This is a genomic window from Terribacillus aidingensis (assembly GCF_040703035.1).
Taxonomy (GTDB): domain Bacteria; phylum Bacillota; class Bacilli; order Bacillales; family Amphibacillaceae; genus Terribacillus.
Genome location: NZ_CP159996.1, coordinates 2,882,933 through 2,906,736, shown reverse-complemented (window position 1 = coordinate 2,906,736; position 23,804 = coordinate 2,882,933). Strand labels below are relative to the sequence as shown.

Genomic DNA, 23,804 nt, shown 5'->3' with positions numbered 1-23,804 from the left:
GCTTACATTAGAAAAAAAGGAATAAGTATGGGGGCAAAACATGGAGCTATTGACGATTTTCGATGAGCAGCATCGGGAGCTTGGGGTGAAAGAAAGAGAGGAAGTCCATCGTGATGGAGACTGGCATGAGACTTTTCACTGCTGGTTCGTGGAACATGATGGTACAGAACTATACATTTATCTACAGCAGCGTTCTTTCAATAAAAGTGAATTTCCCGGGAAATACGACATTACCGCAGCTGGTCATCTGGAAAGCGGCGAAACGCCTGTGGTCGGAGGTTTACGTGAGGTGCAGGAAGAATTGGGTGTTACGCTCCAGGAGAGCGATCTTTTTTATAAAGGAATCATTCAAGAAGAGTTATTTGCTAAAAACCTGGTCGATCGAGAGTTCTGTCACCAATTCTTTTACTATTTGGAGGAACTCCCGGATATTCTTCTGAATGAAGAAGTGGTACAAATCGTACGGATGCGGGTTAATGATTTGGAGAAGCTCGTCGAAGGAAAAGCAGCAAGCGTAGAAGCGGAAATTGTTGCAGGAGCTCCACGTCAGCGAATCGAGGTTGCGCATGAAGAACTTTGTCCTCATCAGCTTGGCTATTACCGAGAAGTACTCATGATCTGCCGTACATAGCAAAAGGAGCAGCGTAATGCTGCTCCTTTTCTATATTCTTAAAAAGCCCAGTTTCCCTTTTCGAAGATTTGTTCCACGGTGCCATCTGGTGTTTCGCCAGTAATAGATAATTCCCCAGAGCCAACCATGAAATCAACATGTGTGAGACTGTAGTTGAAGCCGATTGCCTCTAGTTCTCCTTTAGATTTCTCGCGGGCATCCTTCACGCACATGCCAATCGCTTGTCCGAGAGCCAAATGACACGAAGCATTCTCATCGAATAAGGTATTATTGAAGACGATTCCCGACTGGGAAATCGGTGATTGATGCGGTACAAGTGCAACCTCTCCAAGAAATTGTGCGCCTTCGTCCGTTTCCAGCAAGTTCTTCAATGTTTCATAGCCTTTTTCTGCTTTGAAATCTACTACTTTTCCATTTTCGAAGGTAAGGGAGAAGTTCTCCAGCAACGTACCAGCATAATTCAATGGCTTTGTACTGCTAACTGTTCCGTTTACTCCATTTTTAACTGGAATAGTAAATACTTCTTCTGTAGGAAGATTCGGGATATATGTAGAGCCATCTTCTTTCATGAATTCTGCGCAAGTCCAGAAGGAATCAGGATGCAGTTCAATCGTTAAATCAGTACCTGGCCCCGTATAATGGAGCTTGCGATAGTCGCGTGCATTTAAGTGGTCAGCATTCTTCTTCATGGCTGCAACATGCTGTTCCCACAGCTCGACTGTATTTTCCTGATCGGAGCGAGTTGTGAAGAAGATAGCATCCCATAGCTTATCGATAGCTTGCTGCCCTTGTGATTCGGGAAAGACAGACTCTGCCCATTCGACAGTTGGTACCGAAGCGATCAGCCAATTAATACGACCATTTGTTTTGTAAGCTTGATACCCTTGTCTGGCAGCACCCACTGCTTTTGTATAGCGTGCAACCCTTGCTGGATCAATTCCGTCAAAAAGAGATGGATTCGGTGTCTTGAGCTCCAGGAAAGCTGTGTCCGCTGCTGCTAGTTCTTCATACACACGGCCTCGGAATGGGGTGAAGTAATCCAAATCTTCTTCTTTTGCATGCTTCACTTTTGCTTTTGTAATATTATCATCCTGATAATCGACAATTACGTCCCGCATGCCGGCTTCGTATGCTTTCTCAGCTACGACCTTTGTAAAAGGTGCAGCAGCTAGATCAGCTACAATCATCAAGTCCTGTCCTTGCTTAACTTTCAAGCCGATATGCAGCAGCAACTCGGCATATTTCTCTAATTTCTGTTCAAATTGCATGTCAAGATCCCCCTTTAATTATACTATCTTCATCATTTTACCAGAAAATTATGACTAGAGCCGATACTCAAGAGAGAATTTTGCAATCGGCTCAAAAAGGGAGGAGTGCTTGATATGGTGCGGAAAGATCCAGCGTTTGGGCAGCTGTTTTCGAGCACTGGTCAAATCGGTGCTGGCGCCGCTCCAAAATGCCTGCCAAACGAACTTGGTGCAATAATTCCAAGCAGGGTCTGCCAAGGTGCGGCTGAAACGGTATCCTTTCATCAAGCTGATGGAACGTTCTGCCCAATCCGCTGCACCAGACGGATCTATTTTTGGCCGGAGCAGCGTGATTGTTCCGCCGTAGCGGTGACGGGACAGATACACTGTCAATGATTCGGTGATACCGCCTGATGGGTGTGCATGGAAAATCCGCCCGTCACTGCCGACTATACCAGCGTGGCTGAAGAAGAAGGTGGAAGGACCAATCGAACTGTACAGTACGTCACCAGCCTGCAGCAGCTTTTGGAGGTTGGAAGCTGTCTGGAATAGCTTTTCAAATTCTGCTTTTGATTCTCTCAAATGGTCCACTCCTTTTCAAATGTCACAAAATCGCAAACGAAAGCATGTTCCTTTATCTCTGCATGTATTATGATAGAGAAAGATTATAGTTTTGTGGAGGTTTAAGCATGAATGCATTAGAGAAACAAGGATACAGCATATATGATTTACAAAAGGATCTGGCATATGAGGGGATGGAACAGGATTTAGCTGAAATACAGGCTGTTTTCGATACATTGCCCGCAGATAGCTATGCGCTTGATTTAAATCGTTACCGTCGCTATTCACGGGCGATCATCTTCGACAAGGATGACCGATTGGAATGGCTGCCGGGTATCGAACGGGAAAACGGAAGCATGGCGCAGTATTTCCAGGGACGCTTCAATCCGGAGTATGTGGATTCTTACCGTGAATTCCCGTCCCTACCGGATCATATCCTGGAAAACAAATTACTACAGAAAATCATCATGCATGATTATCACGAAACTTTCTGGCGTAAAGAGGATTTGATTTTACCGGTTCATGCGGGCATTCACTTTGTGAAGCTGGAAGTGGCAGAAGAGGGACAAGAGGGCGTATCTTCGCCGAATCTGATTCATCAGGATGGCGAACCATTCACATTTGCCCATCTTATCAAGCGGGATAATGTCGTTGGAGGGCTTAATATCATTGCGACTCCTGCTTGTGCCGGAAAGCTGCCTAAAGACGCGGACTCCAGTCAATTCCACGAAAGCTTTGAAATCCATAAGCCGTTGGAATCCTACGGAGTACATGATGAGGCGGTTAGTCACTATGTCAGCCCAATCCAAAAAGGGGAAGCAGATCGCCCAGGTGTACGAGCTGTCTTATTGATTGATTTTCAGCCGACTGTATTAGCTTAATCTAAAAAGGGGGATCAGGATGACAGTTACCATACGTGAAGCAAGAAAAGCTGACTGTAATAGGATCGGAGAAATTAGTATGCTTGGCTGGCAATTTGCCTATCAGGATATATTGCCTGCTGATTATCTAACTGCCATTCGACCGGAAGAAAGAGCAGCTCGGTTTGAAAGGGTGCTGGGGTCCGGATCCTTACTGCTTGTTGCAGAAGAAGGTGAGACGGTTGTCGGCTTTATCAGCGGAGGCAGATGCCGGGATAATATACATCCAGATTACGATGGCGAGGTATACGCAGTTTATCTTGATCCTGCCAATAAGAATCGTGGGATCGGAAAGATGCTTATGCGATCTTTGGAAAATCGGCTTGCCACCGACGGGTTAACAGGCGTGGTGGCATGGATGCTCGTCGGAAATGATGCCAGGCATTTCTATGAAAGCTTAGGCGGAGTGAAAATCGCTGAAGACAAGCTTCAGATTGAAGGGGTCTCTTACCCTGAAATTGCATACGGATGGAAAATAGCGGACAGATGATGTCCGCTATTTTTGTATAGATAAAGGCTCAGCCTGTATGTATTGGTGGTCATCGAAGGTTAGCTTCCAGATAGCAGGCATCTTCAGCTGTTTCCAGAATTCATAATCGAACCGGGTGTCGTAATGCCCCATTGTCAGCACCATCAGATTACCGTGCGTTCCGATGGCGACCCGTTTACCAGGATAAGCAGCGAGTATATCCTGAAAGGCATTCACGCCTCTTGCTCTAGCACTCCTATTCGATTCACCGCCCGGAAACAGATATTCTTCCTGTGACCATAAACGGTCCATAGCTCCTTGGAAGTCTTCAACCGGTGCAGTGGCTACTTGCCGCTCTCGCAGTCTTTCATCCAGCACAGCAGCGGAAGCATTACGCACAATCGTTTCCCAAGCACGTCGATAGGGGCTGGAGATATAGGTGTCTACTTGTTCGGCTGCTAAAAGCTTCTGAACTATCCTCGCATCACGATATCCTTTCTCGGATAATGTCCGGTTCCGTTCATCGGGTGTATAAATAGTATGCGCATGACGCACAACATAAAGAGTTGTCAGCATAATTGTCCTCCTTCACTTTAATTCTATCAATAAAGAGAGGGAGCATTTGCATTTTTATTTGAAGTAGGTTACATTTTGTAAGTAACTAATACATTGTACGTTTAGGGGGCGAAGCAGATGATGGAACTTCACGGTATTCACCACGTTTCAGCCATAACAGCAAACGCAGCGAATAACTATGATTTTTATACAAAAGTGATGGGAATGCGCCTTGTCAAAAAGACAGTCAACCAGGATGATACGTCGATGTATCACCTTTTCTATGCTGACAAGCTTGGCAGTCCGGGAACAGATCTAACTTTTTTCGAAATTCATCGTGCTGGCCGGACGTATACGGGGAATAACAGTATTTCCCTTACATCCTTGCGTGTCGCATCAGATGAAGCAATTCGTTATTGGGCTGATCGTTTAGAAGGATATAATATTCAGTCACAAGAAGTGGAACTGCAAGGACGAAGAGTTCTCTTCTTCGAGGATCCGGAAAAGCAGCGGCTCATGCTTGTTTCGGATGAACAGAACGAAGGTGTCCCTGCAGGAGTTCCTTGGGAAGATGCCGATGTACCGGCGGAGTTTGCTATCGTTGGTCTTGGGCCGGTAAAGCTGACTGTGCCGGAGCTTGCACCGACAGAACGTGTCTTAGTAGAACTAATGGGGTTCCGTAAGAAAACAGAGGCACAGCTTGCTGATGGAACGAATTTGCATATATATGAGGTTGGCCAAGGCGGCACAGGCGCTGAAATAATGGTAGAAGTTGTACCTGAATTACAGCGGGAGCGTCCTGGCCGCGGAAGTGTGCACCATGTAGCTTTCCGGGTGAAAGACAGGGACGAATTGGAGCGCGCGAAGAAAATCCTATATGCTGCTCACTTGCCGAATTCAGGACTGGTGGACCGTTATTATTTCCAATCTCTTTATTTCCGGGAGCCGAATGGTATTTTGTTTGAGCTTGCCACAGACGGACCTGGATTTGCAACGGATGAAGATCCGAATGCTTTAGGTGAGACACTGGCGCTGCCGCCGTTTCTCGAAGGTGAGCGGGAGAGTATTGAAGCTAGGCTGACACCGCTTGATACGAGAAAGAAATAACAGCTGGAAACCGCCTGACAGGGCGGTTTTTTCGTATGTCGGGGTTGACGCAAGCAGCGGAAGTATGATTCTATAAATAGAAATAAATGCGTATAAGAAAGAGCGTTTCCCGAGCTTGAGTTCCACGGTGCCGGGAATTTTTTACACGTTTATGGGCATAACGTATAAGGATAATAGGAGTTGAACACAGTGGGAAAAAGAACGAAATTATATGAAGCAGCAAAACGATTAGGTGAGGTTGCATTAGGAAAGCGTCCCGCTGATTTGATTATCCGAGATGGTGTGCTAGTCAACGTATTCACAGGAGAACTGCTGGAGCATACCGATGTTGTCGTATCAGGCGACCGGATAGCACTGGTCGGAAAAGCATTGAAAGAGCATGAAGGACCTGACACAAAAGTGATAGAAGCAAATGGACAATACCTAGTACCAGGGCTGATCGACGGTCATATGCATGTGGAAAGTACGATGCTTTCCGTGACGGAATTTTCCAAGGCAGCACTTGCAAAAGGTACAACTACTGTATTCATGGACCCTCATGAAATTGCGAACGTGTTCGGTATTGAAGGTGTTCGTTACATGCACGAGGAAGGGCAGCAGCTGCCATTGAAAGTGTATACGACGTTCCCGTCATGTGTACCGGCAACAGATGATTTGGAAGATGCAGGAGCAAGCCTCTCTGTAGCAGATATACAGGAAGGACTTACGTGGGAGAATGTCCAAGGACTGGGAGAAGTAATGAACTTCCCTGGTGTCGTTTATGGAGATAGCAAAATGCATGGCGAAATAGCGGAGACAATCAAAGCAGGGAAGACAGTTACCGGCCATTTCCCTTCAGAGGATCCGTATGCGCTGCAAGCATATATTGCAGCAGGTGTTACATCCGATCATGAAACAATTGCCAAAGAAGATGCATTGGCTAAGCTTCGTGCAGGGTTGCACGTGCAGATTCGCGAAGGTTCAGCTTGGCGTGACGTGAAGGAAGTAATCAAGGTAATCACGGAGTATAATGTCGACACACGCAATATTTCGCTGGTGACGGATGACGTTTATCCGGAAACATTGATTACAAAAGGACATATGAACCACGTTGTCCGCCGAGCGATTGAGGAAGGGCTTGATCCTGTGACAGCAATCCAGCTGGCTACGATCAACTCGGCTCGATATTTCCATATGGAAAATGATATTGGCAGCATCAGTGCTGGTAAATTTGCGGATTTGCTTCTAATAGAGGATTTGCAGCAGATGGAAGCAGCTACTGTTATTGCGGATGGAAGCATCCAATTTGAAAATGGTGAGCTGCAGCAAGCATTCCCTACATACACATATCCGGATGCTGTGCGAAGCTCCGTTCATCTAGCGCGTGAAATGAAAGCCGACGATTTTCTTCACCATACAGATCGCTCAGACGGTGACGTAAAAGTAAATGTCGTCAGAGCAATTGAAGGAAGTGCGCGAACAGAGAAGATGACAGCCATCTTACAGGTGCAGGATGGGGCTGTACAGATCGATAAGGAACAGGACATCATCCATTTAGCATGTATCGAGCGGCATAAAGGAACCGGCCAAATATCCAATGTATTTGTCCACGGCTTCCAGTTCCAGCATGGAGCAGTAGCTTCGACGGTGGCACATGATAGTCATAATCTGCTTGTCATGGGCGTAAATCGAGAGGATATGGCCATCGCTGCAAACCGACTGGCAGAAATCGGCGGCGGGCTTGTTGCTGTACGGGATGGCGAAGTTTTAGCAGAATTACCGATGCCGATTGCCGGACTGATGTCCGATCAGCCATTGGAAACAGTCGTTGAACAAGTAAGTAGTCTGGTGAAAGCCTGGGAAAACCTCGGGTGCAGCATAACGGATCCGATTATGACATTCTCCTTGATTGCTTTGGCGGTTATTCCAGAAATTCGCGTAACAAACCGAGGTCTTGCAGATGTCACCACATTCGAGCTGATTGATGTGGTTATATCTGATTAAATAGAGGGAAACCAGCAGAAATGCTGGTTTTTCTTATGGTGTGAATATTCCGATTTATCCTAAATTCATTGACAAAAAGTTGGATTATCTGTTATTGTACTTTAATACTTTACCATAATAAAGTGATGGAGGAATTTGAAGTGAACGCAGTTGTTTTAGCAGTTATCGCAGTGCTGGTCCTCAGTTTACTGCGAATCAATGTCGTTTTTTCTTTGATATTAGGATCTCTTATCGGCGGATTAGTCGGAGGGCTTGGAATAGATGGAACGCTTAGTGCGTTCACAGATGGTGTAGGAGGAGGCGCAAATGTCGCCTTAAGCTATGCAATGCTCGGTGGATTTGCTGTGGCAATTGCTAGCACAGGTCTTCCGGAGGCGATGGTGAGAGGCATCATTTCCATTAGTGGAAAGAAAGACACAGCTTACGCTAAGAAGCGTACACGTGCACTTATTCTTATCTTGATCTTGATCATGGCTTGCTTTTCACAAAATGTCATACCGGTGCATATCGCTTTTATCCCATTATTGATTCCGCCGCTTTTGAAGATCATGAATGAATTGCAAATTGACCGCCGCTTGACGGCTACCATTTTGACATTTGGTTTGGTAACGCCATACATGCTTCTGCCAGCAGGCTATGGTCAGATTTTTCATGAAATCGTAGCAACGAATATGACAGCCAGTGGTATGGAAGTGAATCCGGATCAAATCCCGACTGCAATGCTTATTCCATCCTTGGGAATGGTGGCAGGTCTGATTATTGCACTATTTTCTTATCGAAAACCAAGACAGTATCAAACTGTCGAACTGCCAGTCCCAGATGAAGTGAAAGAAGAGAATGTGAATCTGAAACGTTCTACCTTAATCTTTTCCATTTTATCCATTGTTGCAGCACTAGCCGTTCAGATTTGGACTGACTCCATGGTATTCGGTGCTTTGGCCGGTATTATCGTGCTCTATGTTACAAGAACACTCAAATGGAAAGAAGCGGATACAATCTTGACCAACGGCATGCGCCTGATGGCTTTTATTGGATTCGTAATGATCTCCGCTTCCGGTTTCTCCAGCGTAATTGGTGCTACTGGAGATGTTGAATCGCTGGTCGAAACTGCAGCAAAAGCAATTCATGGCAGCCAGGCTCTTGGTGCATTGATGATGCTAGTTGTTGGCTTGCTTGTAACTATGGGAATTGGGTCTTCATTCTCAACAGTGCCAGTCATCGCAACGATCTTTGTACCTTTGGCAATCGAACTAGGCTTCAGTCCGATGGCGATCATTGCACTTGTTGGTACAGCAGGTGCCCTTGGTGACGCTGGTTCACCTGCCTCTGACAGTACGCTCGGACCAACGTCGGGTCTGAATGCGGATGGACAGCATGACCATATGTGGGATACAGTCGTCCCGACGTTCCTCCACTACAACCTGCCTGTCATCGTCTTCGGCTGGGTTGCTGCAATGATCCTCTGATGGTTGAACGCTGGACATGCTAGCGTTATGATACGTGTAGAGGATAAAAAGGGGCGATGACAGTGGAAGGCAAAACAGTACGCGAATTAGTGACGGCTATCAAAGATAAGGAAATCTCACCAGTTGAGGTTGCTTCTTATTATTTGGATCAGACAGAGCGTAAAAACGGCGAGATTAATGCGTTCGTTACCATGAATGATGAGCTGCTTGCGGAGGCGAAAGAGGCAGAAGCGGCAGTGATGCGCGGCGAAGAGACAGGGCTCTTGCATGGTATTCCAGTCGGGATCAAAGATCTTACTCCGGTAAAAGGTATGCGTACCACGTTTGGTTCACCGGCTTATAGGAATCATATTGCTGATCGGGACGCTACGATCGTCAAGCGTCTGCGCCAAGCGGGTGCTCTGATCATGGGCAAGACGAACACGCCTGAATTTGGTCATAAAGGTACGACGGATAATATGGTTTTCGGTGCGACTGTGAATCCTTGGGATCATACCAAGACAGCAGGCGGATCAAGCGGCGGGGCCGCTGCAGCTGTTGCAGCAGGAATGGTGCCGCTGGCAGAGGGAAGCGATGGAGGAGGCTCCATTCGAATTCCGGCCAGCCTTTGCGGTGTATTTGGCTTTAAGCCGACATATGGCCGTATTCCGATGGATAACAATCTAGGTAATGTATTTGGATCAAGTTCTCCGTTCGTCAATCATGGACCGCTCTCCAATCATCCAGATGACAGTGCGCTTTTCCTTGAGGCAGTTCAGGGTCCGTCCACAACAGATCCTTTCAGTCTGCCGCTTCTGGATAGTCATATCGGCTCTTCCTATTTGGAGGAACAAGCTCAAGGTTTGCGTATCGCCTATACACCGGACTTCGGCATGTATGCTGTGGATCCAGAAGTGAAGAAAGTTGTCGAAGCAACATTTGATAATTGGCGGTCGCTCGGAATGTCTATTGAGACAGTAGATCTTAATTTTGACATGGATAGACATGAATTCAATGGATTCTTTACAAGTATGTGGTATGCGTCTTCAGCAGCAGGCAGTGCCAAATTGCTTGAAACCAATCCAGAATGGGTGTCAGATTCCTATCGCGATATGATCGAAAAAGGCAAGCCATTGATGGCCTCGGATTATCGTGCATACGAAAGAAATCGCTCGACAGTTTGGAACAGGCTTCAGACGGTACTCCAGGATTACGACTTGGTGCTGTCGCCGACACTGGCAGTTCCAGCATTCGACTATCATTTGTTAGGTCCGTCTGTCATTGATGGGCAGCAAGTAAAGGAAGATGCAGACTGGATGATGACACATGCTTACAATGTGACTGGTCTTCCGGCAGCTTCCCTGCCAGCAGGTCTATCACAAGGGCGCTTGCCGATCGGCATGCAGCTAGCTGCCAACCGATTTCAGGATGCCCGTGTGCTTCATGCAGCCAAAGCTTATATGGACGCCTATCCACTACGTTAGAAAAGCAGCTTCGGCTGCTTTTTTCCTTTTTGCCCAAAATACCCCGGTTGCTTTACAGAAAATTAACCAGAATCAAAACTATCCTCCTATATCAGGAAAACGGCATTCCCGCTAGTATGGTAAATGACGGAGTTCGCCAGTATTTGCCGAACTTACTAATATTTTGGGGGAATCAAGTAGATGGGCAAAAGAATCATATCTGTTTTTGCAATAGTCACACTTATTTGTTCCGGGATTTTGCCGAGCTTCTCTTCTGTACAAGCTGCAGAACGTGCTGCGGCACCAATTCTATCGGAATACGTAGAAGGAAGCTCTTATAATAAAGCGATTGAGCTTTATAATCCGACAAGCGAGCCGATTGATCTAAGTCAATTCGAGCTGGCAGGATATTTCAATGGCAATGCGGAAGCGACTGCTTCCCTGACATTATCGGGTACATTGGAATCTGGTGCTACATATGTGATTGCCAACCCGCGTGCTGGCGAAGAATTGCTTGCAGCGGCGGATCAGACAAACGGGAGCGTCATTAACTTCAATGGAAATGATGCAGTTGCTCTCCAGCAGGATGGTGCTGTTCTGGATGTGGTTGGAGAAATCGGGAATGATCAGGACACAGCCAAGGATATAGGCCTCATCCGATCCACTGAAGTGACCGAAGGCAGCACAGTCTTCGTTTCAGAGCAGTGGGAGGTAACGGAAAAGGATACGTTTAACACCATCGGCTCTCACGGGCAAGAGCAGCCTGGTGAGAATCCTGAAGAAGAGCCAGAGGTAGGTACAGTCCAGCCGATAGCCGATGTGAAGGGCAAGACTGGTGAAACGGTAACAGTGGAAGGAATTGCTACAGCAGATAATGCTAGTATCGGCGGTGGGAAGTTATCCACATTCCTTCAAGACGATACAGCAGGTATCAATATCTATCATACTGATACAGCTGTCTTTCCGGATATCAAGGAAGGCGACCTTATCCGCGTTACTGGGAAAATTACGAGTTATAAAGGACTAACTGAAATAGAACCAGCAGAAGATGGCGTCACAATCGTTTCTGTCGGTAATGAGATACCTTTAGCTGAAGAAATGAAAATCAGTCAGCTTCAGGATGAAACATCAGCTGAACCGGCTGAAGGAAAGCTTGTCCAGGTGACAGGTTACATCAAGGATATTCCGGAAAGCCCAGCTGGCGGTGGCTACAATGTGCAGTTTATCAATGAAAACTATGAATCTGTTACATTGCGTATCATGGAATCCGCGTTGGATATTTCGACTATCGAAGAAGGTAAGTGGTATGACGTTACCGCTATCCTGAGCCAATACGACAGCTATCAAATTCTTCCTCGTAAGCAGGAGGATATGCAGGTTGCGGCAGAACAGCCAGAAGCACCTCATACGGAAGGTACGTACAAAGCAATTGTAGAATCTGTCACAGACGGAGACACAATCCGTCTTCAAGACCCTGTTTTAGGCTCGGATCGTGTGCGTTTTGTAAATGCGGATACGCCAGAGACATTCCACTCTGTAAAAAATGAATTGGATCAGAACCAGCTGGATCATGGAAAAGCTTCGTCTGATTATTTGAAGACAAAGCTTTCTGCAGGCGAAGAAATTACCCTTAAAGTGGGTGAAGAGCCGACAGATAACTATGGCCGTTTGCTGGCACAGGTCATCACTGATGAAGGCGAAAATATGAATCTGGAATTGGTGAAAGAAGGACTGGCAGTCACTTATTTCATCTCACCAATCGGGGATACAGACGAATATGACATCTTCCAGCAAGCTGTTGCGGATGCAAAAGAACAGGAAAAAGGTATCTGGAATCCTGAATCGCCGCTGGAGGAACTGCCATTTGAATTCCGGGCCCGCTATGATGGCGGCGGTCTGGATAAATATGTTGGAAACTCGGATACAAAGGAATATGTAGTTCCAACTGAATGGGAATCTATTCCGGTTGATAAGCGTATCTTCTTCTGGACAGAAGAGGATGCAATTGCAGAAGGCTATACTGCAGATGGTGGTACAGAGCCTCCAGCTAATGAAGATAACTTGGCGGTGCAGCTGCTTGGTATGAATGATCTTCACGGTAAGATTGATCAGCAATACGAACTTGATACAAACGAAGATGGTACGATGGATGGTACATTCGGTCGTATGGATTATACTGCTGCAGCTATCAAACAGCGGGAAGCAGAGAATCCAAATAGTTTGTTAGTACATGCCGGAGATATGATCGGCGGCAGCTCACCTGTATCAGCTCTGCTTCAGGATGAGCCGACAATCGAGATTATGGAAGCGATGGGCTTCGATGTCGGTACAATTGGCAACCATGAATTGGACGAAGGAACAAAAGAGCTGCTGCGTATCGTGGAAGGCGGGGAGCACCCGAATGGGACTCCTGGCTATGATGGTACGAACTTTGCCACACTTTGTGCGAACTGTGTCTACAAAGACAGTGGTGAGACAATTCTTCCTCCATACAGCATTCAGGAAGTGGACGGAGAAAAAATAGGCTTTATCGGAGTAAATACGACAGCATCCCTTGGTATGGTCATGCCGGAAGGAATTCAAGACATTACCATTACAGATGAGGTAGAAGCAGTCAACAAAGCAACAGCAGAACTGAAGGAGCAAGGCGTGAAGGCTATTGTAGTTCTGTCTCATATGCCAGCGGAGCAGAGCGGAGATAGTGCTACAGGTGACGCAGCTGACATGGCAAATGCGGTAGATGACGAAGTTGATATTATCTTTGCAGCGCATAACCATGCTGTCGTCAACGCTACTGTAGACAATAAACTTATAGTACAAGCATCTGAATACGGCAAAGCTTTCTCTGATGTGGACCTGGAAATCGACCGTGAAACTGGCGATATCGTATCCAAGCAAGCTGAAATTGTCTGGGCAGATCAAGCGGACTACACACCTGATTCGACAGTCGGAGCTATACTGTCTAAATACGCAGAAGAAGTGGCGCCAATCATGAACGAAGTTGTAGGTGTCGCAGCTAATACGATGACTGGCGGTTATGCTGTAAAAGGGGAAATAGGTGATAATGCACTTGGCAATTTGCTTGCTGATGGCATGAATCATGCAATGAATAGTGATTTCGCTATGATGAACGGCGGAGGAATCAGGGATGATTTATTGGAAGGTGATATTACTTGGGGTGAGCTTTTCAATATCCAGCCTTTCAATAATACACTCATGACATTTGAAATCGATGGAGCTGATTTGGCGCCTATATTGAATGCCCAGATCACTTCCTACGGTCCGGATTACAGTATAAGCGGCTTTGCGTATACGTGGGATGGAGAAACAAATCAGGTTGTGGACATTAAGCTTCCTGATGGTTCGCCTATTGACGAAGATGAAGTATATACACTGACAGTGAATAACTTCATGGGTACATCATTAGGAGATAAGTATCGTCCGATAAGCGAGCTGGGACGCAACCCTATAATGGGACCAGAGGACCTGGAGGCTACTGTGGAATATGTACGCAGCTTCGAAATGAGGCCGATAAGCTATACAGCAGAGGGACGCATTTCCGAAGTGAGCGGAAATACACCGACTGATCCTCCTACAGAACCCGAGGAGCCGCCAGTGGACCCGGAAGAACCACCGACCGAACCTGATCAGCCTGATGAAGACGAAAAACCAAATCATCCGATTGTGGACATAGTCAAAAATATTATCGGTACTGTGTGGAATTGGGTGAAGAACCTGTTTTGGCGCTGGTAATACAAAAAGACCTTCAAGCAATATGTGCTTGAAGGTCTTTTTTTACTTTTCAGCTACTGTTTTTTCTTTGTTGTACCAGATGAATTTTCCAGTGTAACCGTAGATGACAGCGAGTCCGATTGCCACAAAGCTCAGCCACATGAAAGGCAGATAAGCGAAAGTGGAAACGCCTAGAATACCAGCCATGTAGATACCATTATCTGACCAAGGAACCATACCGGAAGTGAGCGTACCACCGACCTCGGTATTACGAGAAAGAACACGACGGTCCAGCTGAAGCTTGTCGTACGTCTTCATCATCATTTTAGGAGTCAATATCAAGGAAACGTACATCGCACAGCCTAGAACATTACCAAGAAATGCGACAATGAGGGTCGCGACGGTCGTATTGCCTGCCGATACCAGTTTCCTTTCGAAAGTAGAAACGATGACTTGCAGGACACCTAGCTTCTCTAGCAGTCCGCCGAAACCTAGACCGAAGATGATTACCATCAAGGTATCGAGCATACCCAACACACCGCCGCGGTTTAGTATGCCATCAATGAATGAAACACCTGTATCAATGGAGAAACCGCTATAAGCAGTGCCTAGTGCTTCTGCAAAATTCATTCCCTGGAACACAGCTGCCCAAATGGCACCAAACAGCGCACCTATAGCTATGACTGGCATGGATGGCTTTTTCATAGCCAGCAAAACAAGCACGATTATAGCTGGAATCAGCATGATGATGCCGATATCGAAGTTATCCATCAAGGCTGTTTTCAACGAATCGACCCTTGCTTGGTCAATATCATCTCCACCGTAGATAAATCCGGCACCGGTAAACAAAATGGCGGTGATAACGAATGCTGGAACAGAAAGGAAAAGCATAGCCCGCACATGCTCGAGCACGTCTACGTCAGATAGAGAGGATGCAAGCACCGTACTATCTGATAACGGGGACAGCTTGTCTCCAAAATAGGAACCCGATAAGACAGCTCCAGCTACTAGCGGCAGCGGCATACCTAGTCCTTCGCCAATCGCCATCATCGCGATACCAGCTGTACCAGCTGTTCCCCAGGACGTTCCTGTAGCAACGGACATGATGGAACAGATGATCAAGGTTGCAAGCAGGAAGATACTAGGGTGAATGAATTCTAGACCATAGTATATTAATGTCGGTACGACACCACCGGCGATCCATGTACCAATCAATGCTCCAACGGCAACAAGAATCAGGATTGCTTCCAATCCGTTCGATATACCGCCCATAATCGATTTCTGCAAGTCCTGATACCGGTGACCAAGTCGTATGCCAAGTACGATGACAACAAACCATGATATGAAAATTGCCAGCTGAATCGGCAGGTCAAGATAGACTGTGAATGATAATACAAGTGCTAGAAAGATTCCTAGTATGATGATTATCTCAGTAATTGTTGGTAATCTTGCTTCTTTCAAAACCAGTCCTCCTAAAAATAATAATGAACCCGCTTACAAATAGAAACGGATAAACATGCGCCCTGTGACCTATTTTTTAAAAGAAATAGGTCGCACGCACATTTTTCTATTATCTATCAAAAAGCTCCTCGCCTGCAATACCCGGTTTTGTCATTTCGTAAGGATTTAAGATAATATCAAGCTCTTCTTCAGTTAAGACATCATATTGGAGGCAAAGTTCACGGATAGATTTACCAGTAAGTATCGCTTCACGTGCAATCCGTGCTGCAACTTCATAGCCCAAATGCGGATTGACTGCCGTTAGCAAGCCAACACTTTTATCTACGTATTCCTTCAATAAAGCTTCATTTGCCTCAATGCCGATCAAACAGTTATCAGTGAAGGAGCGGAAGCCGTTATTCATGATGCTGATGGACTGCAGTAGGTTGAACACAAGCACAGGTTCCATGACATTCAATTCCAGCTGTCCAGCTTCGGATGCCAAGCAAATCGTGTTATCATTGCCGATTACTTGGAATGCGATTTGGTTGATCATCTCAGCCATGACTGGATTCACTTTCCCAGGCATGATGGATGATCCTGGCTGACGTGCCGGTAAGTTGATTTCGTTCAGTCCTGCTCTCGGGCCAGAAGCCATCAAGCGTAGGTCATTGGCAATCTTGGACATGTTCATCATACAAACCTTCAGAGAAGCGGAAACCTCGGTATAGGCATCCGTATTCTGTGTTGCATCGACAAGATTTTCAGCAGTTACAAGCGGCAGGCCGCTGTTGGCAGCCAAATGTTCGACAACATGTTCGATATATTTAGGGTTTGCATTCAAACCTGTACCGACGGCTGTTGCTCCCATATTGACCTCGTACAGATGCTGACGGGACTGCTTGATTCGTTTGATATCTCTTTCCAGCACACGGCTGTAAGCTTCGAACTCCTGTCCTAAACGAATCGGCACTGCATCCTGAAGATGCGTACGCCCCATTTTGATGACAGAATCGAACTGTTTCGCTTTCTTCTTGAATTCCTGCTGCATATATTCCATCGTATCGAGTAATTTCTCAAGCATATTCAATGTCGAAATATGGATGGCTGTCGGAAATACATCATTCGTCGATTGAGACATATTTACATGTGTATTAGGGCTTAAATGCTGATAATCACCTTTTTCATGACCGAGGATCTCCAGGGCGCGGTTCGTGATAACTTCATTAGCATTCATATTAATAGAGGTGCCAGCACCGCCTTGGATTGGATCTACGATAAATTGATCATGCCATAGGCCGTTAATGATTTCATCTGATGCTTGAACAATTGCATTGCCGAGTCCTTCATACAAGCGTTTTACATCCATATTGGCAAGAGCAGCTGACTTTTTCACGATACCAAGTGCTTTGATCATTTCTTCATGGATGCGGTAACCCGTTATAGGGAAATTCTCTGACGCGCGCAGCGTTTGAATGCCGTAATAGGCATCCTTTATAATTTGTTTTTCTCCCAGAAAGTCTTTCTCAATCCGGTAGTTCTCTTGTAAGTCTGCCATGAACTGAACCTTCCTTTTCACTTATTTAAGAGGGCCATATAGTAATATCTTCAGCGATCGGTGTTTCCATCATGCGTTTCACTTCTTTAGGATCAGTGGATTGGCCTAGTGCCCACATGAGTTTCGGTACGATTGCCTCTGTGTTCATATTGCTTGAACGAATCACCAACTCCTGGTTGATGCGCCGCCCGACTTCGTAGATACTCATGTCTTCGCCTTCTTCAAGGCATTGTGTAGTGATGACGACTATAATGCCTCTTTCCACCAATTCGTTTATCTTTAGGAGAAGGTCGCGTCCTTCGAATGGAATACCGCCGCTGCCATAGCTCTCGATTACAATTCCTTTATACATGCTTCCTAAAGCATCTAATATCTCGGGCTTCAAGCCCGGGTACAACCTTAATAAGAGTACATCAGTACAGAGGGAAGTATCAACGGTAAACGGGACTTTTTCGCTTTGAATTTTTTTATTGTATTCGACCTCATCTTCATGGATGAAGGCGATGTACGGGTAATTGATGCTTTCAAATGCATCATAGCTTTTCGTCCGCAGCTTTATTGCCCGTGTTCCTTGTATAACACGGCCATCAAATACAACATAGACACCGCCAACTTCTTCACAAGCAAAGCGGATGGCATCCTTAATATTCTTTTTCGCATCTGTTTTCTGGAACGTAATCGGGATTTGCGAGCCAGTGATCACAATCGGTTTGTTTGCGTTTTGCAGCATATAGGACAGAGCTGCTGCCGTATAAGCCATCGTATCGGTTCCATGCGTGATGACAAAGCCATCGTAAGCATCATAATGATTTTTGACTGCATCCGCCATCGTCACCCAATCTTCCGGCTGCATGTTTGTGCTGTCCAGATTCATGAGCGAGATTGTTTCCATTGTATAATCATTATCCATATTGGAAACATAGCTTAATAATTCATTCGCATCTACAGCCGGTGACAGGCCATTTGATCCTTCGACTGATGCAATGGTGCCGCCGGTGGTAAGTAATAATAGCTTCTTCATTCCCTGCACCTCTTCTATCTATCTCAAAATGTTATTCGCTAATTGCGTACTTTAACCCTAATTATAGAGAAGGTATTAGGGTTAATCAAGATTATATTATTCGTATCGCGTACGAAACGATGCTATAATAATAGGAAGGAAAAATGAGCGGGGGAAGTAGGATGAATCTGGATCGGTTATCTGAATTAAGGAAAAAGAAAAATTGGTCACTGCAAGATACAGCAGACCGTCTTGGTATTGCCAAGAGCACATATGCAGGCTACGAATCCGGATATCGGCGTCCGTCATTTGAGGCACTGATTATGCTGGCAGACTTATTTGGAACAAGCTGTGACGATTTGCTGGGACGTCATTTTGATAGAAGCCTGGAGCTGACAGAGCGGGGGGATACAGAGCTGTCAGTCGATCAAAGGAAGCTGACTGAAAAGGAGATAGGCGGAGCAATAGCGTTTATCCGAGCAACAAGACAAATCGAAGAAGAGCAGGCATTATAAAACGCGTTGCAGAAAGCTGCAACGCGTTTTATTTATGCTAAAGTTTTCTCCATCATACGTTCTGGCTCAACAGGAGCGGTACTTCCGAGAATATTATATGGCAAGCAGAGAGGCACTCCTGAACGCGGGTCGATGATCACATCAGCTTCGATATTGAATACTTCCCGCAGGTTTTCTGCAGTGACGGTTTCAGCGGGTGAACCTTCACAAATGACCTGTCCCTTTTTGATAGCAATCATATGATCTGCATAACGTGTCGCATGATTGAGATCATGTACAACCATGACAATTGTGCGATTTTCTTCACGATTCAGTTTATGCAGCAGCATAAGCACTTCCAGCTGATGCGCCATATCCAGGAATGTTGTCGGTTCATCAAGGAAGAGCGTCTCCGTTTCTTGTGCCAATGCCATCGCAATCCATGCGCGCTGACGCTGTCCGCCAGAAAGCTGATCGACTGCACGCTGTGCGAAATCCTCCATCGCAGTCACTTCTATTGCCCAATTGATTACTTCCTTATCATAAGGAGTTAGGGTTCCGAATCCTTTTTGATGAGGGTAGCGCCCGTATGCAACAAGTTCAGCTACTGTCAAACCTTCTGGTGCAACTGGATTCTGGGGCAGGATGGCAAGCTGCTTCGCAACCGCTTTCGTTGACTGTTTATGAATGCTTTTCCCATCCAATAGTACCGTGCCGTTCTTCGGCTTCATGACACGCGCCATCGTTTTAAGTATAGTGGATTTGCCAGAACCATTCGCTCCGACAAGAGCTGTAATCTTTCCTTTAGGTATTTCTATAGTCAAATCTTTTACGATTGATTTATCTCCATAGGCTACTTCGAGTAATTCCGTCTGTAAACGTCCCATTACTGGTACCCCTTTCCTCTTCTCGTTGCTTTGAGAATGAGATTCGTTATCATTTATATTGTCACAAAATTGGTGTCTGTTCAAGCGTTATCCGAAAAGTTTCATAAAAAAGTAAGATTTTTTCCAAATTACTCGCACATTGACAGTGTATGGAATATTCAGATATGATATTGATAATGATTTTCAATTAAAGAAAAGTACGGAGAATGGAAGAGGAGTGGTACAGATGCAATTGGAACAGTTGATAAAAGGCAGAAGATCCGTAACGAACTATGATACAACCAAACAACTATCCTATAAGGAGATACAGGAATTACTTGATATAGCAGTGTGGGTACCAAATCACAAAATGACTCAGCCTTGGCGTTTTATTCTGATTGATGGCGAGACGAAACAAAAGCTTGGTGAAATCAATGCGAAGCAAGGAGTGAAAGGTGCGGCAACGGCTGAAGAGAAAGAGAAAAAAGCAGAGGCGCTGAAAAAGAAAATCACTGATGTCCCGCTTTGGATAGCTGTTGTATTAGAGGAAAACACACAAATGAAACTCCGTGAAGAAGATTATGCATCAGCAAGTATGCTGATCCAGAACTTCAGCCTGCTTGCTTGGGAAAAAGGAATCGGGACGATCTGGAAGACGAATACATTGCTTGAGAACCCAGATGCGAGGGAATTACTGCAAATCAAACCAGGTGAACGAAACATCGGACTACTGCAAGTCGGATTTATCGGTAAAGAACCGAAAGTGAAGCCTAGAGTGCCTGCAAGCGAACGTACGACAATATTGAACTAAAAAAAGCGATTCTGCTTATAGCAGAATCGCTTTTCTTTATACGATTTTCTTGCGTAAGTAGCCGGAAATCAAATCGATTACAGATACCAATATGATGATACCTAATAAAATGATGCCGACACGCGGCCAGTTACGGGAAGTCAATGCGAAGATAAGCGGAGCTCCGATACCACCTGCTCCGATAATACCGAGGATGGAAGCCCCCCGGACATTTAGCTCGAAACGGTAAAGCGTATAGGAAATGAATCCAGGCAGTACTTGCGGTAATACGGAGTAAACCAGTACTTGGATACGATTCGCACCAGTAGCTATAAGTGCTTCACGGGGACCATGATCAATAGCGTCGATTTCTTCAGCAAATAGTTTGCCAAGCATACCTATGGAGTGAAGCCCTAATGCCAGTACTCCGGCATAGGAACCTGGACCAACTGCTTTGATAAAGATTATAGCCAATACAACCTCTGGAAATACCCGGATATAACTAAGGATAAAACGTCCTACTCCTGTAACGAAGAAGCCTCCTTTACTACGGCGTCTTGCAGCCCAAAAGCCAAATGGCACGGTAAGGATCGCTGAAATAAATGTACCAAGTATTGAAATCGCTAATGTGTCAATCAACCCGTAAATTAAACCTTCCTCATCATTGATGAAGTCCCAATCCGGGTGAATAATTCCTTCAAAGATAGCCTTGGAAATTTGTCCGGCTGTATCCTTAATCTCGAACTCCTCGACGCCTGAGAATGCCCAAACATAGATCGCAGCCAAAATTACTAGAATTAGCACACGGTTGAAAACCCGTTTACCGCGGCCTTTTGGTTTGTCGACGGTTTGTGTTGAAAGTTGGCTCATAGTAATTTCTCCCGAAGTTTATTGCTGACAAAATCGATGATCACGACAACGATAAGAGTTGCGAAAACTAAGGTATTGACATTCGGATAGTTGAAGAAGCCAAGGTTGCTGTCAAATAGGAGACCGATACCCCCAGCACCAACTAGTCCAAGAATTGCCGCGGCCCGAATATTTACTTCAAATGTGTAAAGCACATAAGATACGAAATATGCAGCAGCCTGCGGAATGATAGAGAAGGTGATCCATTGCACTTTATTCGCGCCAACTGCAGTCATTGCTTCCATTGGTCCTTTATCGATGCCTTCGATTGATTCATAAGTCAATTTGGCGATGATTCCGACTGAAAAAATCGTCAAAGCAAAGATACCAGGAATCATACCGAGTCCGAAAATAGCAACAAAAACAGCTGCAAGAAGGAGCTCAGGTACAGTACGAATCAAGTTGAGCACAAAACGTGCTGGGTAGGAGATCCAAGGAATCCGGTTAACATTATTCGCACACAGCAGGATTATAGGAACGGCTATAATCGCACCAAATGTTGTACCAATAACAGCCATACGGATCGTTTCCAGCATAGGATCGATTATCTCAAGGAAATAGCCCCAGTCTGGCGGAAACATTTCAATTAAAATGGTCGCCATTTGATCACTATTGGTAAACAAATCCATGATGCTGGCTTCAGAGCGCCAGTAGCTCCAGGCAAGCAAAGCGAGCACAATGATGCCTGTGAGATAATGCTTGAGTTTTGACGGGGGTTTTGGAACCATTTTTTTTGGAGGCTGACTCATTCGGATCCAGCTCCAATTGGCGCACGCTGCTGTTCTTTTTCCAGCTGCTGTCCATAGATTTCCTGGAATTTCTCATCTGTCGCTTCTTCCACTGGTCCGTCAAACACAACTTCACCAGCATTCAGTCCGATGATTCGTGTTGCATATTGGCGGGCAATATCGATGAAGTGAAGATTGACAACTGTCGTTATACCGAGTTCTTGATTTATTTTTTTCAAGTCATCCATTACTTGTTTAGTCGTCAGCGGATCAAGAGATGCAACTGGTTCATCAGCTAGGATAATTTTAGCTTCCTGAGCCAATGCCCGGGCGATGGAGACACGCTGCTGCTGACCACCGGATAGCTGATCAGAACGTGTGTACGCTTTGTCGATGATATTTACACGATCCAAAGCATTTAGAGCCAAGTTGACATCTTCTTTCGGGAATAAGCCGAAAACGGTACGTAATGTGGAATGATAAGCAACACGTCCTGAAAGGACATTACGCAGAACAGAAGAACGTTTAACGAGATTGAAGCTTTGGAAGATCATGCCGATGTCACGGCGGAACATACGTAAGCTTTTTCCTTTTGCAGCGGTGATGGATTTGTTATCAATCAGGATTTCTCCCTCAGAGATTTCATGCAATCTATTAATCGAGCGCAGCAGTGTGGACTTACCAGCACCGGAAAGACCGACAATGACAATGAACTCGCCTTTTTCAATAGTCAAGTTGATGTTCTTCAAACCTTTGACGCCGTTCGGATATGTTTTCGAAACATTGCGAAATTCTATCACTTTCTATACCAACCTTTTTATGTAATTTAATAGTAAAGCGGAGAAGTACTATTCGGAAATATATACATACAGACAAAAGCCCAGCCAGTCCAAGGATATCTCAGGCTGGCTGGATTGATAGATAGATTATGAAACGAACTTGATTATTCTAGACCGTATTTTTCAGCGTACTGACGAACAACTTCGAAGTTGCTGTCATCTGATTTCACGTAACCTTCATGTGTGTAAACATCGCGGATGATCTCCAGACCTTCTGGATCTTTACCGATGTTAATGAAAGCATCAGTGATTTTTTCTTTCCATTCGTCACTGATCTCTGGAGTGACTGCGATTGTGTCGTTCGGGATTTTTTCTGTCGTAGCGATTACTTTCGTATCTTCGAATACTGTTGGATAGTCGCCGCTTACAGTATTACGTGCATCCTGGAATGTAACAGCTGCATCTGTATCGCCGTTCAATACGCTGATGATACCAGCATCATGACCTTTGACGATTGTCGGAGTCAAATCTTGCTGGATATCCAAACCTACTTCATCGAGCGCGCCTGCTGGCCATACATAACCTGCAGAAGAAGTTACATCCTGTACAGCGATGCTTTTGCCTTTAAGATCTTCAAGAGAATTAATATCGGAATCAGCTTTAACTACGAATTGTGCAAGATAGTAGTCTACTAATTCATCTGTAGGAGAACCATCTTCCGGATTGACACCATAGCGCTGGGACTGAAGGATAACATCCGCGGCATCTTTGTCATGCGCCAAAACATATGCTGTAGGCGGTAGGAAACCAACGTCAACTTGACCAGAAGACATCGCCTCGACGATAGTGTTGTAGTTAGTGGATACGCTTACTTCGACAGGAATATCCAGCTCTTCCTCAAGAAGTCCTTCAAGCGGTTTTGCTTTTGCTTCCAGTGTCTCTGCATTCTGAGAAGGAACGAACTGCACACGAAGTTCTTCTAGATCTCCGTTGCTGCCGCTGCCGCCCTCTGCGTTTGAATCGTCGGATCCGCATGCACTAAGCAACCCTGCTGCTAGAAATAGAGTTGCACCGACACCTGCAATTTTCTTAAACATGATATACCCCCAAAAATTGTTTAATTTGCA

21 protein-coding genes are annotated in these 23,804 nt (G+C 45.4%); 10 read left to right on the top strand and 11 right to left on the bottom strand.

The window, feature by feature from the left end:
• Positions 1-40 precede the first annotated feature (40 nt).
• Positions 41-631 carry an NUDIX domain-containing protein gene (locus ABXS78_RS15120; RefSeq protein ID WP_366247896.1) on the top strand — a complete coding sequence of 197 codons (591 nt, stop codon included), beginning with the start codon at positions 41-43 and terminating at the stop codon, positions 629-631.
• A gap of 38 nt (positions 632-669) precedes the next feature.
• On the opposite strand, the gene ABXS78_RS15115 is transcribed toward ABXS78_RS15120, so the two are convergent.
• Together ABXS78_RS15115 and ABXS78_RS15110 are read right to left on the bottom strand one after the other, a co-directional pair.
• Positions 670-1,899, bottom strand: coding sequence for an aminopeptidase (locus ABXS78_RS15115; RefSeq protein ID WP_366247895.1), 1,230 nt, complete (start codon positions 1,897-1,899; stop codon positions 670-672).
• A gap of 54 nt (positions 1,900-1,953) precedes the next feature.
• Positions 1,954-2,460, bottom strand: coding sequence for a hypothetical protein (locus tag ABXS78_RS15110; protein WP_366247894.1), 507 nt, complete (start codon positions 2,458-2,460; stop codon positions 1,954-1,956).
• 107 nt (positions 2,461-2,567) lie between these two features.
• Between ABXS78_RS15110 and ABXS78_RS15105 the strand changes: the two genes are divergently transcribed.
• Both ABXS78_RS15105 and ABXS78_RS15100 read left to right on the top strand, forming a co-directional pair.
• Entirely contained in the window at positions 2,568-3,320 is a 753-nt protein-coding gene (locus tag ABXS78_RS15105) for a 2OG-Fe dioxygenase family protein (protein WP_366247893.1), read from the top strand.
• 19 nt (positions 3,321-3,339) lie between these two features.
• On the top strand, positions 3,340-3,849 hold the full coding sequence (locus tag ABXS78_RS15100) for a GNAT family N-acetyltransferase (RefSeq protein WP_366247892.1): 510 nt from the start codon (positions 3,340-3,342) through the stop codon (positions 3,847-3,849).
• A 6-nt stretch (positions 3,850-3,855) separates the two neighbouring features.
• Here ABXS78_RS15100 and ABXS78_RS15095 read toward each other — a convergent pair whose 3' ends face one another.
• The gene (locus ABXS78_RS15095; RefSeq protein WP_366247891.1) at positions 3,856-4,404 is read right to left on the bottom strand and encodes a histidine phosphatase family protein; all 549 of its coding nucleotides are present in this window, start codon (positions 4,402-4,404) and stop codon (positions 3,856-3,858) included.
• Positions 4,405-4,524: 120 nt separating this feature from the next.
• Here ABXS78_RS15095 and ABXS78_RS15090 point away from each other — a divergent pair, with 120 nt between their 5' ends.
• From ABXS78_RS15090 to ABXS78_RS15070, 5 genes are all read left to right on the top strand, one after another.
• Positions 4,525-5,490 carry a ring-cleaving dioxygenase gene (locus ABXS78_RS15090; protein ID WP_366249952.1) on the top strand — a complete coding sequence of 322 codons (966 nt, stop codon included), beginning with the start codon at positions 4,525-4,527 and terminating at the stop codon, positions 5,488-5,490.
• Between the two features lie 180 nt (positions 5,491-5,670).
• Complete coding sequence (gene ade, locus ABXS78_RS15085) at positions 5,671-7,473, top strand: adenine deaminase (RefSeq protein ID WP_366247890.1); 1,803 nt, start codon at positions 5,671-5,673, stop codon at positions 7,471-7,473.
• Between the two features lie 140 nt (positions 7,474-7,613).
• Positions 7,614-8,939, top strand: coding sequence for a Na+/H+ antiporter family protein (locus ABXS78_RS15080; RefSeq protein ID WP_366247889.1), 1,326 nt, complete (start codon positions 7,614-7,616; stop codon positions 8,937-8,939).
• Positions 8,940-9,001: 62 nt separating this feature from the next.
• Positions 9,002-10,402, top strand: a complete 1,401-nt coding sequence (locus tag ABXS78_RS15075; RefSeq protein WP_366247888.1) for an amidase — start codon at positions 9,002-9,004, stop codon at positions 10,400-10,402.
• Between the two features lie 180 nt (positions 10,403-10,582).
• Positions 10,583-14,134, top strand: coding sequence for a 5'-nucleotidase C-terminal domain-containing protein (locus tag ABXS78_RS15070; protein ID WP_366247887.1), 3,552 nt, complete (start codon positions 10,583-10,585; stop codon positions 14,132-14,134).
• 42 nt (positions 14,135-14,176) lie between these two features.
• On the opposite strand, the gene nhaC is transcribed toward ABXS78_RS15070, so the two are convergent.
• The 3 genes from nhaC to ABXS78_RS15055 form a co-directional block, all read right to left on the bottom strand.
• Positions 14,177-15,574 carry a Na+/H+ antiporter NhaC gene (nhaC, locus tag ABXS78_RS15065; protein ID WP_366247885.1) on the bottom strand — a complete coding sequence of 466 codons (1,398 nt, stop codon included), beginning with the start codon at positions 15,572-15,574 and terminating at the stop codon, positions 14,177-14,179.
• Between the two features lie 109 nt (positions 15,575-15,683).
• Entirely contained in the window at positions 15,684-17,111 is a 1,428-nt protein-coding gene (gene aspA, locus ABXS78_RS15060) for an aspartate ammonia-lyase (RefSeq protein WP_366247884.1), read from the bottom strand.
• Positions 17,112-17,136: 25 nt separating this feature from the next.
• On the bottom strand, positions 17,137-18,132 hold the full coding sequence (locus tag ABXS78_RS15055) for an asparaginase (RefSeq protein ID WP_366247883.1): 996 nt from the start codon (positions 18,130-18,132) through the stop codon (positions 17,137-17,139).
• 161 nt (positions 18,133-18,293) lie between these two features.
• Between ABXS78_RS15055 and ABXS78_RS15050 the strand changes: the two genes are divergently transcribed.
• Positions 18,294-18,626, top strand: coding sequence for a helix-turn-helix transcriptional regulator (locus ABXS78_RS15050; protein WP_366247882.1), 333 nt, complete (start codon positions 18,294-18,296; stop codon positions 18,624-18,626).
• Between the two features lie 32 nt (positions 18,627-18,658).
• On the opposite strand, the gene ABXS78_RS15045 is transcribed toward ABXS78_RS15050, so the two are convergent.
• Complete coding sequence (locus ABXS78_RS15045) at positions 18,659-19,492, bottom strand: ABC transporter ATP-binding protein (protein ID WP_366247881.1); 834 nt, start codon at positions 19,490-19,492, stop codon at positions 18,659-18,661.
• 226 nt (positions 19,493-19,718) lie between these two features.
• Here ABXS78_RS15045 and ABXS78_RS15040 point away from each other — a divergent pair, with 226 nt between their 5' ends.
• Positions 19,719-20,282, top strand: coding sequence for a nitroreductase (locus ABXS78_RS15040; protein WP_366247880.1), 564 nt, complete (start codon positions 19,719-19,721; stop codon positions 20,280-20,282).
• Between the two features lie 36 nt (positions 20,283-20,318).
• On the opposite strand, the gene phnE (ABXS78_RS15035) is transcribed toward ABXS78_RS15040, so the two are convergent.
• From phnE (ABXS78_RS15035) to ABXS78_RS15020, 4 genes are all read right to left on the bottom strand, one after another.
• Positions 20,319-21,131, bottom strand: a complete 813-nt coding sequence (phnE, locus tag ABXS78_RS15035) for a phosphonate ABC transporter, permease protein PhnE (RefSeq protein ID WP_366247879.1) — start codon at positions 21,129-21,131, stop codon at positions 20,319-20,321.
• Positions 21,128-21,919: a phosphonate ABC transporter, permease protein PhnE gene (gene phnE / locus ABXS78_RS15030; protein WP_366247878.1), complete on the bottom strand. Its 792-nt coding sequence runs from the start codon at positions 21,917-21,919 to the stop codon at positions 21,128-21,130. The genes phnE (ABXS78_RS15035) and phnE (ABXS78_RS15030) overlap by 4 nt, the downstream gene beginning before the upstream one ends.
• Complete coding sequence (phnC, locus tag ABXS78_RS15025) at positions 21,916-22,698, bottom strand: phosphonate ABC transporter ATP-binding protein (RefSeq protein ID WP_366247877.1); 783 nt, start codon at positions 22,696-22,698, stop codon at positions 21,916-21,918. The genes phnE (ABXS78_RS15030) and phnC overlap by 4 nt, the downstream gene beginning before the upstream one ends.
• A gap of 143 nt (positions 22,699-22,841) precedes the next feature.
• Positions 22,842-23,774 carry a phosphate/phosphite/phosphonate ABC transporter substrate-binding protein gene (locus ABXS78_RS15020; protein ID WP_366247876.1) on the bottom strand — a complete coding sequence of 311 codons (933 nt, stop codon included), beginning with the start codon at positions 23,772-23,774 and terminating at the stop codon, positions 22,842-22,844.
• Positions 23,775-23,804: the final 30 nt, after the last annotated feature.

What these genes read in the sequence shown, in the direction of transcription:
- ABXS78_RS15120 (WP_366247896.1), top strand. Translation starts at nt 41, where the DNA reads ATGGAGCTATTGACGATTTTCGATGAGCAGCATCGGGAGCTTGGGGTG.
- ABXS78_RS15115 (WP_366247895.1), bottom strand. Translation starts at nt 1,899, where the DNA reads ATGCAATTTGAACAGAAATTAGAGAAATATGCCGAGTTGCTGCTGCAT.
- ABXS78_RS15105 (WP_366247893.1), top strand. Translation starts at nt 2,568, where the DNA reads ATGAATGCATTAGAGAAACAAGGATACAGCATATATGATTTACAAAAG.
- ABXS78_RS15100 (WP_366247892.1), top strand. Translation starts at nt 3,340, where the DNA reads ATGACAGTTACCATACGTGAAGCAAGAAAAGCTGACTGTAATAGGATC.
- ABXS78_RS15095 (WP_366247891.1), bottom strand. Translation starts at nt 4,404, where the DNA reads ATGCTGACAACTCTTTATGTTGTGCGTCATGCGCATACTATTTATACA.
- ABXS78_RS15090 (WP_366249952.1), top strand. Translation starts at nt 4,525, where the DNA reads ATGGAACTTCACGGTATTCACCACGTTTCAGCCATAACAGCAAACGCA.
- ABXS78_RS15070 (WP_366247887.1), top strand. Translation starts at nt 10,583, where the DNA reads ATGGGCAAAAGAATCATATCTGTTTTTGCAATAGTCACACTTATTTGT.
- aspA (WP_366247884.1), bottom strand. Translation starts at nt 17,111, where the DNA reads ATGGCAGACTTACAAGAGAACTACCGGATTGAGAAAGACTTTCTGGGA.
- ABXS78_RS15055 (WP_366247883.1), bottom strand. Translation starts at nt 18,132, where the DNA reads ATGAAGAAGCTATTATTACTTACCACCGGCGGCACCATTGCATCAGTC.
- ABXS78_RS15050 (WP_366247882.1), top strand. Translation starts at nt 18,294, where the DNA reads ATGAATCTGGATCGGTTATCTGAATTAAGGAAAAAGAAAAATTGGTCA.
- ABXS78_RS15045 (WP_366247881.1), bottom strand. Translation starts at nt 19,492, where the DNA reads ATGGGACGTTTACAGACGGAATTACTCGAAGTAGCCTATGGAGATAAA.
- ABXS78_RS15040 (WP_366247880.1), top strand. Translation starts at nt 19,719, where the DNA reads ATGCAATTGGAACAGTTGATAAAAGGCAGAAGATCCGTAACGAACTAT.
- phnE (WP_366247879.1), bottom strand. Translation starts at nt 21,131, where the DNA reads ATGAGCCAACTTTCAACACAAACCGTCGACAAACCAAAAGGCCGCGGT.
- phnE (WP_366247878.1), bottom strand. Translation starts at nt 21,919, where the DNA reads ATGAGTCAGCCTCCAAAAAAAATGGTTCCAAAACCCCCGTCAAAACTC.
- ABXS78_RS15020 (WP_366247876.1), bottom strand. Translation starts at nt 23,774, where the DNA reads ATGTTTAAGAAAATTGCAGGTGTCGGTGCAACTCTATTTCTAGCAGCA.